Here is a 17,822-nt window from a genome sequence, read left to right as displayed (position 1 = left end):
CATAGGTCAGTTGTTTATATGTTTTCATTGTTGCATCTCTTGCCGGAGAAAAAGCGATTAGCATATATTCAGCTGACCGTTTTTTCTACCTATTCAAGTTATGCACTTATTATTTGAATCCAAGCCTCAAATTGTTGATGATAAAACTAGAATTGGTGATTGGGAAATTGATCTTGTTATTGGCAAAGGCCACAGTGGCGCACTGGTCACTATTGTCGAGCGGAAAACCAGCTTTACTGTATCTACACGTGTTGATGACAAGTCAGCAAAAACAGTAACAGCAGCAACCATTGCTTTGTTAAAACCGTTTAAGGAAGTAGTACTAACGATCACCGCAGATAATGGTAAAGAATTTGCCTATCATGAAGAGATGACAGAGAGTTTAAAATGTGATGTTTATTTTGCAGATCCTTATTGTTCGTGGCAACGGGGATTGAATGAAAACACCAATGGCCTACTACGACAATATTGGCCAAAATCAACTGACTTCAAAAAAGTATCGCAATCAGAAGTTCAAGATGTAATAGTAAAGCTCAATGATAGGCCAAGAAAGAAAATAAATTACAAAACACCAGCCAAATTAATGGCTGAATACATGGCAGCTATAGCTGCGTAGCGGTTATGCACTTCAGAGTTGAATCTGCCAGGTATATAAATTCATTCAGCTTGGTAAGTGGAGAGTTTTTTTAGTAATTTAGTTTTATTGTTAGTGCTAGCTTTAATATTCAAATGACTATAGTTACTTTGTTTGTCAACCACTTCACGGTGTTGTATATAAACGGTAAGTGTGGGCTCTGTTTATACCCACACTCAAGCAGAATAGATTAAGCACTAAGCTTGGAAATTAGGGCTTTACCTTGATCTTTAGTCAGTGAAACCATAGTGTTACGAAAATTTAAATTAGACTTAGTAGCATCTTTACAAGCCTTTGCTGTGATTGGTTTGGTAGCTCGAACAAACTGATTAAGTTTTCTTGAGTAACATTGATTCTTTTTACCTTCATGGTCTCGCTTTATTAGTTCTTTGTCTGCTAAGCCATAGCCACAAATACCATTGCCACTCTGGTAAAGAAAAACGATATCATTTTCTTTTAAGTAAGCGATGTTTTCTTTCCAGTGTGCGTAGAATGCTGATGCTTCTTCATTTTCAAGCATAGTGTAATGATCTTCTTCAGAATTATTGTAGTTTGTATTGAGCATGAAATAGCGTGCATCACTGTCCGTTCGTTCGGAGTTTTCAATTTCAGGCGATTCATTTTGAGCTCTAGTCACTGAAAGTTGTTTTTCAAGTTCTTCAATTCCACCATTAATAAAAGTTGTTATTAAATCTGAGCGTGTTTTATCTAGTGCTGAAGCTAATTCATCAATAAGGTTCACGGTAATGCTAGGGATACGCACTGAAAGTAACTGCGAATCAGAGGGGGTATTAATGAGGTTCTTAATATGGGTTGTGAGTGACATGGTAATATCTCCTGTATGTCATTTTGTAATACGCGTGTTTCGTATTACAAAATGTATTACATGCCTTTCCGTATGTCAAATTGTATTACAGTTTTTTTCTGTATTCTTTAAAAAGAACATGTATGTGATCAAATAGTAATGAAAATCATTGTCTGCTCGAGAAGGATTAGCCACCAACAACCTTCAATCCCCTTAAGCCCGCTATCGAAATGTTACCAGTCGAAGCATTTTCAATATGCTCACTCCACCAGCACATTAGAACGCGTCTGCGATCTATATATTCAGCCCTGTTGTAGGCTCTTCGTACTTCATTCTTATCGATATGTGCTAACGCGGCCTCGATCACATCAGGATCAAACCCTTCTTCATTTAAGGTAGTACTTGCTAGCGCTCTCAAGCCATGTGAAACAAGCTGTCCTTCGAACCCCATTCTTTTTATCGCCATATTAGCTGTTTGGCTATTGGCGTGTGTTCTGGGATCTCTATGACCAGGGAACAAGAACTCTCGATGTCCACTGATTGGTTTAAGCACGTTGAGAAGCGCTAGGCTTTGAGGCGTTAAGGGGATGGTGTGAGATCGCTTCATTTTCATTTTTTCAGCTGGAATAACCCAAATATTTTTATCTAAATCTATTTCTTCCCATCGGGCTGTTACGGCTTCGATAGGGCGGGTCATTGTATGCAGTTGCCATTCAATCAGGCATCGAGTTAACCTGGTTATATTGGCGCTGTGGAGCCCTTGCATTAGCTCAGGTAGTCGGCTTGGTTCAAGGGTAGCCATATTAGTTTTTTTAGGGGCAGGGAATAGCTTAGTTATATCTGCAAGGTAATTGACTTCAATGAGTCCTGATGCGATAGCAATGCGCATTATCTCATTAATTATTCGACATAAGCGTTTAACCGTTTCTAGACTTCCTTTGTTTTTTACAGGTTCAAGAATATCAATAATCAGTTTTGGTTTTATCGAATGGATTGGCACGTTTTGCAATGACGGTAAAATGTGTTTTGTTAGTGACTGATAAGCTTTTTCTGCTGTCTCTGGTTTTACTTGTTGTTTCTTTAAATCGAGCCACTTTACAGCAAGCACACCAAAGGTATTTTCAAATGCTTCTTTTTGCTGTTGCAGTGCTTCGTCTTTATATATTTTGGGATCTATTTTTTGGGCGAGCAATTCTCTGGCATTTTTTCGTTTATCTCTTGCTTGAGCAATTGATACATCTGGATACTTTCCAAAGCTAAGATTTGTTCTCTTTTTACTGATCGGATGAGTGTACTTGAAAATCCAAATCCGCGATCCATTTGTGCCTACTCGCAGTTGCAGGCCATCACCATCGGATAATGTGTACTCTTTTTCCTTTGGTTTAGCTTGTTTTACCTGAGTATTATTTAAAGGAGTTACTGTTTTTGCCATGATGTACCACCAAAAATTGAGATGATTTGCCGTTGGTACATCTGATGGTACATTAAAACGTGGTTGTTACAAGATATTGATAGATGTTAGTAGACGCTAAATGACTGTTTAAGCGTTGGTATTGCTGGGCTGGTGGACTTCTGTGGACGTTATAAGAAGAAAAAGTGGTGGCCCCTCCCCGACTTGAACGGGGGACCTGACGATTATGAGTCGTATGCTCTAACCAACTGAGCTAAGGGGCCAAATTTTTGTATCCGCGAAGCTTTAATCTAAAGGCTAAGAGGGTAAATTTGAAGTGCGATTATATAAGCTGTGTATTTCCCTGTCTAGCATATCTAGCGCGTTTGCTTATTAATTCTACGTTGTTTGTTGATTATCTTGGCTATTCATCACTATTTAAGAAAAACCCTGCATCTGCAGGGTTTTTCTCCGATCATTAATCGCCTTTATTCGTCAAGGAAGCTGCGTAATTGTTCGCTGCGACTTGGGTGACGAAGTTTACGTAGTGCTTTCGCTTCGATTTGACGAATACGTTCACGTGTTACGTCAAACTGTTTGCCAACTTCTTCGAGTGTATGATCGGTATTCATATCAATACCAAAACGCATGCGTAATACTTTCGCTTCTCGTGCGGTTAAACCTTCTAGTACTTCATTGGTTGCATTTTTAAGGCTTTCACTTGTCGCACAGTCAACGGGCAGTGCAATGGTCGTGTCTTCAATGAAATCACCAAGATGCGAATCTTCATCATCACCAATCGGTGTTTCCATTGAGATGGGCTCTTTCGCAATTTTAAGCACTTTACGGACTTTATCTTCCGGCATCATCATGCGCTCTGCTAGCTCTTCGGGCTGAGGTTCACGACCCATTTCCTGTAACATTTGACGTGATATACGATTAAGTTTATTAATCGTTTCAATCATATGTACTGGAATACGAATTGTTCGAGCTTGGTCTGCAATTGAGCGAGTAATGGCTTGACGGATCCACCATGTTGCATAAGTTGAGAATTTGTAACCACGACGGTACTCAAATTTATCAACGGCTTTCATTAGGCCGATATTACCTTCTTGAATTAAATCTAAGAATTGTAAACCACGGTTGGTATATTTTTTGGCGATAGAGATAACCAGACGTAGGTTCGCTTCTACCATCTCTTTTTTAGCACGACGAGCTTTCGCTTCGCCAATGCTCATATTGCGAGTTATTTCTTTCAGGTTGCTGATAGTTAACGTACTTTGTTCTTCAACAGCAAGCATCTTTCGGATACAACGGGTTAGATCTTCATCAAACTCACTAATGCGTTTGCCGTAATCGGTTCCACTTGTAAGAATTGCGTCTAGCCATGTTCTATTTGTTTCATTACCTTTGAAAAGTGCAATAAACTCTTTCTTAGGCATTTTGTTTTGCTCTACGCAAATCTTTAAAGCTAATCTTTCTTGCACTCGAACCGCATTCATTGAAGAGCGGATTGCTTTAACTATACGATCAAACTGTTTTGGGATTAGTTTAAACTGTTTAAAAAAGTCTGCTTGTTCAGTAATTGCTGTGCGTGTGTCTTTATGAGCGCGGCCATTTTTTATGATCGAATCGACGACAATTTGATTAAGTCTGCGCAGTTCAGTAAATTTTTCAGCTGCCTCTATAGGACAGGGGCCCTTAGGTCCTTCTTCTTCATCTTCGTCGTCGTCGCTATCGTCATCGTCAGATTTATCTTCATCTTTTAATTGGGTTTCTGTCAATTCAGAACCAATATGTGTCGCGCTGACGGCCTGCGTTAGTTCATCATTCGGATCCACAAAACCACTGATTAAATCAGTTAACTTTATCTCTTCGGCTTCATAACTGTCCCATCGATCTAGCAATCCGGTGATGGTTTCTGGATACTCCGAGACTGCGTTCTGTACTTCGTTGATACCTTCTTCAATACGTTTAGCGATAACAATTTCGCCTTCACGTGTTAGTAGTTCAACGGTGCCCATTTCACGCATATACATACGTACAGGATCCGTTGTACGACCAATTTCTGATTCAACGGTTGCTAATACCTGTGCTGCGGCTTCAACCGCGTCTTCATCGGGTGAATCACTGTCATCACCACCGAGCATCATATCGTCATCATCAGGTGCTGTTTCTACAACACGGATACCCATATCGCCAATCATTTGCACAATATCTTCAATTTGTTCAGATTCAACAATATCTTGTGGCAGATGGTCATTAACTTCTGCGTAGGTTAAAAAACCTTTTTCTTTACCTTTGATAATAAGTTCTTTGAGCTGTGACTGAGGTGTGTGAGCCATAGATACCGTCCAAAATAAATTGCGAATTAGGGATGTCATTGAAAAAAATACGAGCGCCAAATTATACGCTTATATTGTAACTCTTTCCAGTTTCATTAATTTTGTTTTTGTTCACGCAGAAGAGAAAAAAGTTGCAGCGTCTCTTCACTGCTTAAAATTCTTCCTGCGCGTTCTTTCTGTTTTAAAAATTCAATTTTGTTGCTGATATGTAAATTAAGGAAATTTTCTAATATATCTAGAAATACAGCCTCATACTTTTCTTCATTAACATCATTTTGCCATGCAGCTAACTTGGTTAGCTGTTTATATTCAGGTCGTTCTCGCCAATGTTCAAGTAACACCCCTGTGTTGATATTGGGGGTGATACGACAAATTTCAAGTAATGAATTCAATAAAGTGATGCCGGGTAAGTTGAGCTCTTTAAATTCAGGGAACTCAGGCAAACCATAAGCGATACTCGGATGCTGCAATAACAGTGAAACAGCCAAACGCATCGGCGTTACTTTTTGTTTTTTGTTTTTTTGTTCTATTTTTTTTGCATCGGGTAACAGTTTCTTTAAGCCATCTTCATCAACACCCAATAAAATAATTAAACGTTCTTTCATCATCTGCCTAAAAACGCTTTCCGGCAATTTGCTGATTAGTGGTATCGCCAATTGTGCAAGTTTTGCTTTGTTGTCGCGATTACCCATGTCTACTTGTGATAATAGGTGCTGAAAAAGAAAGTCCGATAGAGGCTGTGCTTGTTCAATTAATAACTCAAAGTCTTGTTTCCCTACTTTTTGTACTAGGCTATCTGGATCTTCTCCGTCCGCCAGGAACATAAATCGTAGCGTGCGGCCGTCTTGTATGTAGGGAAGCGCATTTTCTAATGCTCTCCAAGCGGCATCTCTACCCGCTTTATCACCATCAAAACAGCAAACAACTTCGCTGCTATGGCGAAATAGAATGTGGATATGATCTGCTGTTGTACTGGTCCCTAAAGATGCGACTGCATAATCGATATCAAATTGTGCAAGTGCAACAACATCCATGTACCCCTCAACGACTAGAATTCGAGGAATCTCTTTATAGGCTTGTTTGACCTGATATAAGCCGTACAGTTCTTTGCCTTTATGGAAAAGAGGGGTCTCTGGCGAATTAAGGTACTTCGGCTCTTCATTGGCCAACACCCGTCCACCGAAACCAATCACTCGACCTCGACGATCGTAAATCGGGAACATAAGACGATCGCGGAAACGATCATAACTGCCACTTTTTTCTTTGGCAATTAACATGCCTGTATCGATTAGCTGTTTTTCTAATTCAGCAGAAATAGCAAAGCGTTTACGCAATTCATCCCAGCCATCGGGAGCATAACCTATTTTAAAGCGTTTAACGGTTTCTCCCGATAGACCTCGACCTTTAAGGTAATTGATCACTTGCTGGCTGTTTTTATGCTGACGTAGTTGCTGCTGATAGAAAATGGTAATATCAGCCATTAATTGATAAAGATCTTTCCTATCTACATAGTCGCTCTGCGGCGAATTTCCTGTGCCCGTTTCTTCTCGAGGCACTTCTATCGATAGCTGTTCGGCGAGTGTCTCAATAGCATCGACAAATTCAATACCATCGTATTCCATAATAAAGGTAAGCACATTGCCGCTAGCGCCACAATTGAAACAGTGATAAAACTGCTTGTCAGCGCTGACTGAAAATGAAGAGTTATTATTACCATTATGAAAAGGGCAGCAAGCACGATAGTCTTTACCCTTTTTCTTTAATTTTACACGGCTATCAATAAAATCGACAATATCGGTGCGCGCGATAAGATCATCAATAAAATTTCGAGGAATGCGTCCAGCCATATATTAAACCATTTATTAAATTAATCCGTCAGCAGTCGGATCAGGAAACAAAAAAGCCCCAAGCTTACAAGTAAGCATGGGGCTTTTTATCTAACGAGAGATTAGTTTAAGCTAAAGCCGCTCTTACAAGCGCGCTGACTTCACCCATATCAGCTCGTCCTTGAGTATCTTTATTCAGTAACCCCATTACCTTGCCCATATCTTTCATTCCGTTTGCACCCGAAGATGTAACGGCCTGTTCGATTAAAGTTTTCACTTCATCTGAGGTCAGCTGTTGTGGGAGAAACTCCTGTAAGATAGCAAGTTCTGTTTTTTCTATATCAGCAAGATCAATTCGCTTCGCTTTTTCAAATTGAGTAATGGAATCTTTACGTTGTTTTACTGATTTAATAACAACAGCCATTACGCCGTCGTCATTTAATTCAATTTTATCATCGATTTCAATTTGCTTGATTGCTGCGAGTAACATACGGATAGTGCCTAAACGGACTTTATCCTTGGCTCGCATCGCGAGTATTTGTTGCTCTTTTAATCTTGCTTTTAAAGACATAAATAACCTTTATTAAATAATTAGTAAAGGCGTACGCGGCGTGCGTTTTCACGAGAAAGTTTTTTCAAGTGACGTTTAACAGCAGCTGCTTTAGCGCGTTTACGTACTGTAGTAGGTTTCTCAAAGTATTCACGTTTACGTGTTTCTGCTAAGATACCTGCTTTTTCGCAAGAGCGTTTAAAACGACGAAGTGCTACGTCAAATGGTTCGTTTTCACGAAGTTTAATTACTGGCATGTGCCTATTACCTTTATGGTTACGGTCGTATATTGACCAGTTCATTTAAAATGGTGCGAGATTTTAATCCTATTTGGGACCGAAAGTAAAGGATTAGTGTGTTAAATCGGATTAAAAAGTGAAAGATCTTAAGATTTTATTTATTGTGTCTGTGTATTCTGCTTATTTGCAATTAAGCAGACAAAAAAAACACTGTTAATAATCAATTTACGTTAAACTAGCGCGTTTTTTAAGTGCATTTTATTATTTATTTTCATAAAGGAACATTTGTCATATGCGTATTTTAGGTATTGAGACTTCATGTGATGAAACAGGCATTGCAATTTATGATGATCAATTAGGGCTGTTATCGCACCAGTTATACAGCCAAGTGGCATTACATGCAGACTACGGTGGTGTCGTTCCTGAGCTTGCTTCGCGTGATCATGTGCGCAAAACTATCCCCTTAATTAAAGAAGCGCTAGCTGCGGCAAACTGCAGCAAGGAAGATATTGATGGCATTGCGTTTACTGCCGGGCCGGGGTTAGTCGGCGCGTTATTAGTTGGTGCGTGTATTGGCCGTAGTTTAGCCTTTGCATGGAATAAACCTGCTGTTGCGGTGCATCATATGGAAGGTCATCTGTTAGCACCGATGCTGGAGGAGAAACGCCCTGAATTTCCTTTTTTGGCTCTATTAGTCTCTGGTGGGCACACGCTAATGGTACAGGTGGATGCGATTGGGGAATACAATGTTTTAGGTGAAAGTATTGATGACGCAGCGGGTGAGGCTTTTGATAAAACAGCAAAATTATTAGGGCTGGATTATCCAGGTGGCCCTCGTTTAGCCAAACTTGCTGAAAATGGGGTCGCTGGACGATTTATTTTTCCAAGGCCGATGACCACTAAACCTGGGCTTGACTTTAGTTTTAGTGGTTTAAAAACATTCGCTGCAAATACCATTCATGCGCAGGGCAATGATGTGCAAACGCAAGCTGATATCGCTTTAGCATTTCAAGATGCCGTAATCGATACGCTCGCTATAAAATGTAAACGAGCGCTAAAGCAAACGGGATTAAAGCGTCTAGTTGTCGCGGGCGGGGTGAGTGCGAATAAATCGCTACGTGAGCAATTGGCGGTATTAATGCAGTCGTTAGGCGGCCAAGTGTTTTACCCGCGTAATGAATTTTGTACGGACAATGGTGCCATGATAGCTTATGCGGGTCTGCAACGCTTAAAGGCAGGGCATTTTGAGGGCTTAGCTGTGCAGGCTAAACCGCGTTGGCCACTGGAACAATTACGTAGTATTAATGACAAGTCTTGATGTTTTTATGGTGTAAAAACAACCTCCCAAGTTGCCCGTAAAATCGACTTAAAAAGTGCTGAAAACAAGTTTAAAAAAAGTGCTTTTATTTACTTGTCCGCTTCTCCTGTTGTTGTAACAAGGCGCTGATTTGTAATCGTTTTGTTACATTGAAAAAGTAGGGGCTCTTCTCTGGTGACGCCGAAAAATAGATTTGTACCAGCGACTGTATTTCTCTTTTTTATGTGATGAACTGTAAGTTACCCGCGATTCTTTCTAGAGCAATCTTTGATGCTGCCAATAGCAGTAGCGAGTTAATATCTTTATTATCGATGGATATATTTAATGATAGAGCTTTCACTTCGGACATTAGTTTAGGTAAGTATCGTAAATTTTTTGATAAAGGCCCGTCTTTTTTATTTGTAGTAAACCAAAATTAAAATCATCGCGTATCTTGTTATCTCTAAAAACAGGGCGGTAGTCATTTCGGTTAACTTCGGTAAATTTATGTTCTTCGACGTAAATAGGCGGAATATGCTTTATAAGCATCATCTGCCTCAGCGAATATTTGAAAATATAGTGATCGCTTAATACAACGTCATAACGTCCTAAAATGAGTAAGTTTACCTGAGTGAGTTGATCACTAATGCCATAAAATCGCTTTTCTTCTTTTACTTTTTTTAACCATTTGGGATAACGCTTCTCAGCTCCTTGAAATGAGACGACAGTCAAGTTGTCTAAATCTTTGGGTTCTTTTATGACGATCTTATTTTTCATTAAAGTAATGAACACGTTATCATAAATAATGGCAGGCTCCGCATAAGCGCCACCAAACGTTGACAAATCTACCCCCATATCCCCCATTACTGCATCTACAGTATTATTTCTAAAGGCTAAGGGGATACGGCCAAGAGGAAAATATAGGGGCTTAAGTACGTGTCCTTTTATGGCCAAAGCGGCAGAAATTATGTCTATTTCAATGCCTTTATTATCTTTCTCGAAAATATAAGGGGGGATATCTAAGCTAAAAGCCATTCGCACGTCATTGGCTTTTGTGATCGTTGTATAAGCACTCAATACGATTAAGAGCAAATATTTATTGCCGATTTCTTTCATATATAAATACATCCCAATATAAATGACTTAAGGCAATTTAGTATATTAGCTGCGTTAGGTGAAAATAGTAAGCACAATTCGATATTCAATGAAGAACGTCGATTTTCTGTGTCGCGGCGCATTATCCTTCAGCCTTTACAGATCCGGGTAAGCTTCATGGCAATCAGCGAAAGCGCCTTGGTTCAAGCGGTGACATGCCCGAATCACTAAAGATTTAGCTAATGAAATTGGTGGCGCGCAGAGGGATTTATGAAGAGGTATTGTTTCTTCAAGCAAGGGTTCGTTGTTATGGTCAATATTATCCTACTTGAGAGTTGTTAAATATTTTTTAACTAAAAAAGGAGCCTTTAAAGTGCTCCTTTTTTGTTTTTTATCCTCTTTTAGCCGCCAATACGTAATAATTTAGCCGCTTCTACCATGTTTTTAAGGGCCGGTATCACTTCCTGCCAGTGCCTTGTCTTTAAACCGCAATCAGGATTAACCCAAAGCTGCTCTGCAGGGATACGTTGTGCGGCTTTTTTCATCAATTGCAGCATCTGCTCAATATTCGGTATATTGGGCGAGTGAATGTCATAAACGCCAGGCCCTATCGCATTGGGATAGTTGAAGGCTTCAAAAACATCCAGTAGTTGCATATCTGAACGCGATGTTTCAATGGTTATTACATCGGCATCCATTGCCGCGATCGCTTCAATAATATCGTTAAATTCGGAATAACACATGTGCGTATGAATTTGAGTTTTATCTTCGACGCCGTTGGCGGTAATGCGAAATGCCTGAATTGCCCAAGCTAAATACTCTGGCCATTTAGATCGATGCAGCGGTAGTTTTTCACGTAATGCAGCCTCATCAATTTGGATAATATTAATACCCGCTTTTTCAAGATCTAATACTTCATCGCGGATCGCCAATGCAATTTGATTGCAGGTTGTCTGTAGCGTTTGATCATCACGCACAAATGACCAGTTGAGGATAGTGACAGGGCCTGTTAGCATACCTTTGACTTGCTTTTCTGTTAATGACTGTGCGTAGCTTGCCCACTCAACTGTCATTGCTCTTGGTCGACAGACATCGCCAAACAATAGCGGCGGTTTCACGCAACGGGAGCCATAAGATTGTACCCAGCCAAATTGTGTAAACGCAAAACCGTCAAGCAGCTCTCCAAAGTATTCAACCATATCATTACGTTCAGCTTCACCATGTACCAATACATCTAAACCAATCTGATGTTGCTCATCGATACAACATTTTATTGATTCTTTCATACTGTTTTTATATTGGACTTCATTGATTTCACCTAAACGTTTTGCCCTACGTGTTGCCCGAATATCATTAGTTTGTGGAAATGATCCTATCGTGGTGGTCGGGTAGTTCGGTAGATTCAAATAGGATTGCTGAAGCGCAGCACGTTGCTTAAAAACCTGCTTACGTTTGCCCAAACTCGCGTTAATAGCCGCTACTCGCGATTGCACTTTTGGATTGCTCACTCGGGTGCTATTGCGGCGATTTTGCAGCGCCAGCCTGTTTTCCTCTAGCGGCGCGATTACGCTTGTAATTCCATTGTTTAAGGCGGTGCCTAGTAGACTTAACTCTTGTAGTTTTTGCGTGGCAAAAGCGAGCCATGATTTAATTTCTGGATCAAGCTTGTGCTCGCTCTGAAGATCAACTGGCACATGTAATAGTGATGAGCTCGGCGCTATCCATAAGCGCTGCTGCAATTTATGATGAATCGGTGTTAACCATTCTAAGATCCCGTTAAGATCGCTTTTCCATATATTGCAACCATTGATCACGCCCAGTGACAGTACCTTATCTTCACTTAAATAAGTGATTGCAGGTTCAACTTCATGACGCGCGTTAATCGCATCAAGATGGAGCCCGGCAACAGGTAGTTCACAGGCGAGCTGCAGATTATCCTTAAGCTCCCCAAAGTAAGTGGTTAATAACAGTTTGAGGTTCGACTGTTGCAGTCTTTGGTAAGCGATTTGCAATGCGTTTTGCCATTGGTTATTTATTTCCAATACTAAAATTGGTTCATCAATTTGTAACCATTCAATGCCTTTTTCTGCCAGTAAAGCAAAAAGCTCGACGTAAATTTCGAGTAGGTCTGGCAGCAGCTCTAATTTATTGCTGTTATCTTTCTCTTTACCCAGCCATAGATAAGTTACCGGGCCAATAATCACAGGTTTTATATTTTCATTGATTTTTTGCAATTCTTCAATCTGTTTAAGAAGATCGTTTGCATTTAAAGAGAAGGTCGTTTGCTGGGTAAATTCAGGCACGATGTAATGATAATTAGTATTAAACCATTTAGTCATTTCACCGGCTTGTGTTTCCCCCGTTTCATGATTAACGGCCGAGCAACAGCTGCTCTTTTGTGAGCGCCCTCTCGCGACACGGAAATAGTTGCCAAGGCGATTATCTTCGCCACTCTGCTTTGCCCTTGTGGGAATGTTACCCACTAAAAAACTTGTATCAAGTACTTGATCATAGAGTGAGAAATCACCGACAGTGTGTAGATTCAAGGAAAAATCTTGTTGCTCAATCCAGTTGCTCTGTCGCAACTCTGCCGCGGTGGCTTGTAATTGATCTTCTGTTATTTCACCCGCCCAAAATTTTTCTTGAGCGAATTTTAGTTGACGTTTATTGCCAATGCGTGGAAATCCTAAGTGATGTAGTTGTGCCATTTTTTGTCTCTTATGTTTGCTGTTGAAGTTGAACTTCATTATGGGTACTATCGATCATGAAAAATAATGATGATTTACTCTTAATCCATGAGGTTTGTTCATAATGATAGAGCCGTCCCACCTTAAAATAATGATCGCCTTGGATGAAAAAGGAACATTAACGCAGGCTGCTGATTCGCTCTGTTTAACGCAATCGGCGTTGTCTCATCAAATTCGCTACTTAGAGAAAAAACTCAATGTGAAGCTCTGGCAGCGCTGTGGCCGGCGGTTACGCTTAACCCCCGCAGGTGAACTGTTATTAAAAACGGCTAAAAAAGTGATGCCGGCGTTAACTCAGACAGAGCTAGCTTTAATGGCGATGGGTGAAGGAGTGCAGGGGGTATTGCGGATCGGTGTTGAGTGTTTTCCCTGTAATGAATGGCTGACCCAAGTGGTTGCTCATTCTCTACAGGCTCAGGCGAATATTGATATTGATATTATGAGACAGTTTAACTTTTCTGGTATTGAAGGCTTGGTAAATCACCATGTGGATTTATTGGTCACACCCGATACGATTGAGCACAAATTATTAGCGTACTTTGCTCTGTTCGATTATGAGCAGGTGTTGGTTGTTTCTAATCTGCACCCGTTAGCAAAACAAACACAGGTTTCTGCTGCACAATTACAACATGAGGTGTTATTTACTTTCCCTATTGAAAAACAGCGTTTAGATATTTATCAACAGTTTTTATGGCCTGAAAATGTGCAGCCAAAGGGACATAAACAGATAGAGTCACTCGCTATTATGTTACAGATGGTCGAATATCAACGCGGCGTTTGTGTACTGCCAGAATGGTTAGCGGATAGTTCGAGTGAGCAATACCAAGTCAAAAAAGTACGTTTGGGGCAACAGGGGATATATAAAACTTTATACGCGATGATTAGAAAGCAGGATCAGCATATCCCGTATATTAGTAAGTTTATTGAGATTGGTCAGGCAAGTGCCCAAACTTCCTTGGTAAATGGTGAGTCGCTTTATTGATTTTAGCAAACGTTTCTAAATCCTTAAGTGATAACGGTTTGGAAAAATAATAACCTTGAAAAATATCACAACCCGATTTTTTTAATATTTCAACTTGCTCTTTGTGCTCAACACCTTCGGCTAAAACTAACAGACCTAAGTTTTTACCCATGCTGATAATGCTTTTTACCATCGCTCTGTCATTACTATTATCGGCAATATTATCAACAAAGCTCTTATCTATTTTTAACTCATCAATCGGCAGTTTTTTAAGCATGCTTAAGGACGAGTAACCCGTTCCAAAATCATCTAATGATAGCGAAATGTAATTATCTTTCATCTTATAAAAAGTAGGCAGCAGATCATCTAAACTTTCAATGAATAAGCTCTCAGTTATCTCAATGGTAATAGCGATTTGTCCCCCAGTATATTTTTTACATGCATCCATTAGTTTTTCAATAAAATCTATTTGTACAAATTGACGGACAGAAACATTGATAGATAACTTAAATTGCAATGCCTCGCGTGCCTGTAAACTGGCTATTTCTTGCATGGCTTTATGCATAATATACAAGCCTAGTTTGGGCATTAGCCCTATTTCTTCAGCAATAGGAATAAATAGATCCGGTGGAATATTGCCCAGCTTCTTGTTATTCCAACGCACTAACGCTTCTACACCAAAGAGTGCTTGATTTCTATCTAATTGTGGCTGGTAAACCAAGCTTATCTCATCATTGATAATCGCATGATGTAACGCCTGCTCTATCTCTATATTGTGTATTAATTGATGATGGACGCTTTTGGAAAAAAACAGGCATTGGTTTTTCTGCTTTTTCGCCATAAACATGCTGCTATCGGCGTAACTAAGGAGGCTTTCGATATTGCTTGCATCATCGGGAAAGCAGGCAATGCCGATTGAGGCGCGAATTCTAAACACATCTTGCTTAATTAAATAAGGGAGTGAGATGCTTTTCAGCAAAAATGTTGCGTAGGCCGAAATTTCAGCTTTATTATTCGATTCTACAAAAATAACAAATTCATCCCCACTGTAGCGTGTAGCAAGGCCCTTATGGTGAGCTAAGCTTTGGGTAAGGCGCTTGGCGACTTCGATTAAAATGAGGTCGCCGTAACTATGGCCAAAAGTATCGTTAATATTTTTAAAGTGATCTAAATCTAAATAAAGTAAGGCCAGCGGTTTCTCTGTAGTGCATTGTAACTGGCGAAAGTATTTTTTCATCACGGTGCTATTAGCGAGTCCGGTTAATGCATCATGCTCGGCTTTATAGGTGAGTTCATTTAGTTTGCTTTTTTCGATTTTAGCAATCCAACGGAAAAAGCTAAAAATAATAAGTATGAATAGCAGGTAAAAAACAACCGCGAAAAAGATATGCTGGGAGAGTTTCTGTAGCACCAATTGGTAGGGTATTTCCGCCGAGATCCACAAACGAAAACGCTTGTTGTAGGTAATAGTATACAACAAACCAGTTGTGCCTGAAGCGCTAATATCTTGTATGAAAGGTGTTGAATCGGTTGTGGTGTTGGTATTTAAGCGGGTCTTTAATTGCGATAGGCGTTGGTTAAATATTTTTTTGTTTGGTAGTGGCTTATTGTAATAATTTGCGTATTGCTGCGTTGTTAAATTATTGCGAAAAATGCGTAATGCGCCGTTATTTAATGTCGCTTGGATAGTGTTTTTATGATGGTTTTCTTGGAACCAGCGTTGATGAAGCTCCGCTAAATCGATTCCGGTTGATATCACTGCGACAGTATTACCGCGATCATCAACAATCTTTGTGCGCATCGGTAGAACCCACTTATTGAGGTCAAGTATAAAATAAGCTTTACCAATCACCATGCCATTAGTGTCGAGACTCTCTTGGAACCATTGTTGAGTGTTGCTGTTTTCTAATAGGTTAGGCAGTGAAGGATTTAATGCGGAAAGCATTAGTTCCCCTTCTTTAGAGAAGATAGCTATATCGAGTAAAAGTGGCTTTAATGCGAGTACTCTTGCAAACGTTTCGCGGGTATTCTTGGGGTTCTGCATATATTCATTAGCGATCAGGTCATTGAGAATTTCGTGCTCTGTGAATAATGAATTAAGGTGACGATGATAAATTTTGGTTAGATATAATTGCTCGCTTTTGACTTCGTTTAATATCTCTTTATTTTTTATATGTATATCAGTGGCTAATAAAACACCACCGAGAAAGACCAGGAAATAAAATAGTAACCAAATATTTTGTTTTAAATGAAGCATAGTAAAACTGATGACCTACATAATAGCGGCAGAGAATTGCTGACTCGCAGGATAATTGAAATATTGTATAAAATCTTGCTTGATGCCTCATATCGTCTCCATTTAACTCTTTTTGTTTGAAATTTAAGCATAATGCGACTTAATAAATTGGCGTTTTTGATTCATTTTCAAAAAAGTTACAGAAAATGATATAAATCAACCCTCACCCCCATTGGAAAAAGGTAAATTACCCCCCATTATAATCTAAGTAACGAAATATTCGTCTATAATGCTGCTGGTAAGATGAATGCAATGTAATAATGTTGTTATTAAAGCAGCCTGATAGCTAAGCTTGAATCGATATTCAGGCAGTAAACTCATAATTATATCGTTTTAAAATCCAAAGAGAGGACACATCATGTCAGTAAAAAAAATGGTTGATTTAGATTTAGCCGGCAAACGCGTATTTATCCGTCAAGATCTTAATGTGCCAATTAAAGAGGGCAAAGTTACATCTGATGCTCGTATTCGCGCTTCTATCCCAACAATCAAATTGGCGTTAGAAAAAGGCGCTAAAGTGATGATCACATCTCATTTAGGTCGTCCCGTTGAAGGTGGTAGTGCACAAGAAAATGCGCCATTTACTCTACAACCTGTTGTTGATTACTTAAACGAAGCATTAGGTGTACCTGTTCGCTTAGCAACTGATTACTTAAATGGCCTAGATGTAAATGAAGGCGAAGTAGTCGTACTTGAAAACGTACGCTTTAACAAAGGTGAGAAAAAAGACGAAGAAGTATTAAGCAAACAGCTTGCTGCACTTTGTGATGTTTATGTTATGGATGCATTTGGTACTGCACACAGAGCACAAGCATCTACGCACGGTATTGCTAAATTTGCGGCTGTAGCTTGTGCCGGTCCACTGCTTGCAGCTGAACTTGAAGCGCTAGGTAAAGCAATGGATAACCCTGCTCGCCCTCTCGTTGCCATTGTTGGTGGATCTAAAGTATCGACTAAGCTTACCGTACTTGAATCACTTTCTAAAATCGCAGATCAACTTGTTGTTGGTGGCGGTATTGCAAATACCTTTATTGCGGCACAAGGTCACAATGTAGGTAAATCATTATATGAAGCAGATTTAGTTGAAACAGCTAAAAGATTAATGGTTGAGTGTGCAATTCCAGTGGCAACTGATGTTGCTTGTGCAAAAGTTTTTGATGAAAATGCCGAAGCGGTAATTAAAAACGTTGCTGATGTTCAGGATGACGACATGATCTTCGATTTAGGTCCTGATTCAACTAAAGTACTTGCAGACATTATTAAAAGTGCAAAAACCATTCTCTGGAATGGCCCTGTTGGCGTATTCGAATTCAAAAACTTCGAAGCCGGTACTGCAGGTATCGCGAAAGCAATCGCTGAATCTGATGGTTTCTCTGTAGCAGGTGGTGGTGATACATTGGCAGCTATCGATAAGTTTGATATCGCTGCAGATGTTTCTTACATCTCTACCGGTGGTGGTGCTTTCCTTGAGTTTGTTGAAGGTAAAGTATTACCCGCAGTGGCAATGTTAGAGTCACGCGCAAACAGTTAAGCAAATAATAAAAGCGAGATCTATTCTCGCTTTTATTAGATTTTTATTCGTGTGTTTTTTACCGCCTTATTATGGTATGTTATGCGCGAAATTTAGCAGTATTTAA

The 17,822-nt window shown here is 39.7% G+C and carries 12 protein-coding genes, 1 tRNA gene and 1 pseudogene; 4 read left to right on the top strand and 10 right to left on the bottom strand.

The annotated features are described in order from the left end of the window. Positions 1 to 115 precede the first annotated feature (115 nt). Positions 116 to 616: pseudogene (locus KSO91_RS04060) on the top strand (IS30 family transposase); the annotation flags it as partial. Positions 617 to 824: 208 nt separating this feature from the next. Here the strand turns inward: KSO91_RS04060 and KSO91_RS04055 are convergent. The 7 genes from KSO91_RS04055 to rpsU form a co-directional block, all read right to left on the bottom strand. Then, positions 825 to 1,460, bottom strand: a complete 636-nt coding sequence (locus tag KSO91_RS04055; RefSeq protein ID WP_238741582.1) for a hypothetical protein — start codon at positions 1,458 to 1,460, stop codon at positions 825 to 827. Positions 1,461 to 1,626: 166 nt separating this feature from the next. Further along, the gene (locus tag KSO91_RS04050; protein WP_238741581.1) at positions 1,627 to 2,871 is read right to left on the bottom strand and encodes an integrase domain-containing protein; all 1,245 of its coding nucleotides are present in this window, start codon (positions 2,869 to 2,871) and stop codon (positions 1,627 to 1,629) included. A gap of 165 nt (positions 2,872 to 3,036) precedes the next feature. Next, positions 3,037 to 3,113 (bottom strand) — tRNA-Ile (locus tag KSO91_RS04045). A 204-nt stretch (positions 3,114 to 3,317) separates the two neighbouring features. Further along, positions 3,318 to 5,174, bottom strand: coding sequence for an RNA polymerase sigma factor RpoD (rpoD, locus tag KSO91_RS04040; protein ID WP_238741580.1), 1,857 nt, complete (start codon positions 5,172 to 5,174; stop codon positions 3,318 to 3,320). A gap of 95 nt (positions 5,175 to 5,269) precedes the next feature. Continuing rightward, on the bottom strand, positions 5,270 to 7,021 hold the full coding sequence (dnaG, locus tag KSO91_RS04035) for a DNA primase (RefSeq protein ID WP_238741579.1): 1,752 nt from the start codon (positions 7,019 to 7,021) through the stop codon (positions 5,270 to 5,272). Between the two features lie 106 nt (positions 7,022 to 7,127). Further along, positions 7,128 to 7,571: a GatB/YqeY domain-containing protein gene (locus KSO91_RS04030; RefSeq protein WP_238741577.1), complete on the bottom strand. Its 444-nt coding sequence runs from the start codon at positions 7,569 to 7,571 to the stop codon at positions 7,128 to 7,130. Between the two features lie 20 nt (positions 7,572 to 7,591). Next, a complete protein-coding gene (gene rpsU, locus KSO91_RS04025) occupies positions 7,592 to 7,807 on the bottom strand; it encodes a 30S ribosomal protein S21 (protein ID WP_015464331.1) in 216 nt (71 codons plus the stop codon). A gap of 274 nt (positions 7,808 to 8,081) precedes the next feature. Between rpsU and tsaD the strand changes: the two genes are divergently transcribed. After that, positions 8,082 to 9,107 (top strand): tRNA (adenosine(37)-N6)-threonylcarbamoyltransferase complex transferase subunit TsaD, encoded by a 1,026-nt coding sequence (gene tsaD, locus KSO91_RS04020; RefSeq protein WP_238741575.1) that lies wholly within the window; start codon positions 8,082 to 8,084, stop codon positions 9,105 to 9,107. 348 nt (positions 9,108 to 9,455) lie between these two features. Here the strand turns inward: tsaD and KSO91_RS04015 are convergent, their stop codons facing one another. Then, positions 9,456 to 10,202, bottom strand: a complete 747-nt coding sequence (locus tag KSO91_RS04015; protein WP_338049733.1) for a substrate-binding periplasmic protein — start codon at positions 10,200 to 10,202, stop codon at positions 9,456 to 9,458. Positions 10,203 to 10,582: 380 nt separating this feature from the next. Beyond that, the gene (gene metE, locus KSO91_RS04010) at positions 10,583 to 12,889 is read right to left on the bottom strand and encodes a 5-methyltetrahydropteroyltriglutamate--homocysteine S-methyltransferase (RefSeq protein ID WP_238741573.1); all 2,307 of its coding nucleotides are present in this window, start codon (positions 12,887 to 12,889) and stop codon (positions 10,583 to 10,585) included. Between the two features lie 103 nt (positions 12,890 to 12,992). On the opposite strand from metE, the gene KSO91_RS04005 reads away from it, so the two are divergent. Then, a complete protein-coding gene (locus KSO91_RS04005) occupies positions 12,993 to 13,910 on the top strand; it encodes a LysR family transcriptional regulator (protein WP_238741571.1) in 918 nt (305 codons plus the stop codon). Here the strand turns inward: KSO91_RS04005 and KSO91_RS04000 are convergent. Continuing rightward, positions 13,849 to 16,146 carry a bifunctional diguanylate cyclase/phosphodiesterase gene (locus tag KSO91_RS04000; RefSeq protein ID WP_238741569.1) on the bottom strand — a complete coding sequence of 766 codons (2,298 nt, stop codon included), beginning with the start codon at positions 16,144 to 16,146 and terminating at the stop codon, positions 13,849 to 13,851. The two genes, KSO91_RS04005 and KSO91_RS04000, sit on opposite strands and share 62 nt — an antisense overlap. Positions 16,147 to 16,543: 397 nt before the next feature. On the opposite strand from KSO91_RS04000, the gene KSO91_RS03995 reads away from it, so the two are divergent. After that, positions 16,544 to 17,716, top strand: a complete 1,173-nt coding sequence (locus tag KSO91_RS03995) for a phosphoglycerate kinase (RefSeq protein WP_238741567.1) — start codon at positions 16,544 to 16,546, stop codon at positions 17,714 to 17,716. Positions 17,717 to 17,822: the final 106 nt, after the last annotated feature.

It is taken from the genome of Psychromonas antarctica, assembly GCF_022267535.1.
GTDB lineage: Bacteria > Pseudomonadota > Gammaproteobacteria > Enterobacterales > Psychromonadaceae > Psychromonas > Psychromonas antarctica.
Note: the sequence above shows the minus strand (reverse complement) of the source record. Positions and strands in the feature narration are given on the sequence as shown.

Bases quoted from the DNA above. Each gene is read 5' to 3' on its own strand.
- KSO91_RS04050 (WP_238741581.1), bottom strand. From the start codon at position 2,871: ATGGCAAAAACAGTAACTCCTTTAAATAATACTCAGGTAAAACAAGCT.
- dnaG (WP_238741579.1), bottom strand. From the start codon at position 7,021: ATGGCTGGACGCATTCCTCGAAATTTTATTGATGATCTTATCGCGCGC.
- metE (WP_238741573.1), bottom strand. From the start codon at position 12,889: ATGGCACAACTACATCACTTAGGATTTCCACGCATTGGCAATAAACGT.
- tsaD (WP_238741575.1), top strand. From the start codon at position 8,082: ATGCGTATTTTAGGTATTGAGACTTCATGTGATGAAACAGGCATTGCA.
- rpsU (WP_015464331.1), bottom strand. From the start codon at position 7,807: ATGCCAGTAATTAAACTTCGTGAAAACGAACCATTTGACGTAGCACTT.
- KSO91_RS04005 (WP_238741571.1), top strand. From the start codon at position 12,993: ATGATAGAGCCGTCCCACCTTAAAATAATGATCGCCTTGGATGAAAAA.
- KSO91_RS04030 (WP_238741577.1), bottom strand. From the start codon at position 7,571: ATGTCTTTAAAAGCAAGATTAAAAGAGCAACAAATACTCGCGATGCGA.
- KSO91_RS04000 (WP_238741569.1), bottom strand. From the start codon at position 16,146: ATGCTTCATTTAAAACAAAATATTTGGTTACTATTTTATTTCCTGGTC.
- KSO91_RS04055 (WP_238741582.1), bottom strand. From the start codon at position 1,460: ATGTCACTCACAACCCATATTAAGAACCTCATTAATACCCCCTCTGAT.
- KSO91_RS03995 (WP_238741567.1), top strand. From the start codon at position 16,544: ATGTCAGTAAAAAAAATGGTTGATTTAGATTTAGCCGGCAAACGCGTA.
- rpoD (WP_238741580.1), bottom strand. From the start codon at position 5,174: ATGGCTCACACACCTCAGTCACAGCTCAAAGAACTTATTATCAAAGGT.
- KSO91_RS04015 (WP_338049733.1), bottom strand. From the start codon at position 10,202: ATGAAAGAAATCGGCAATAAATATTTGCTCTTAATCGTATTGAGTGCT.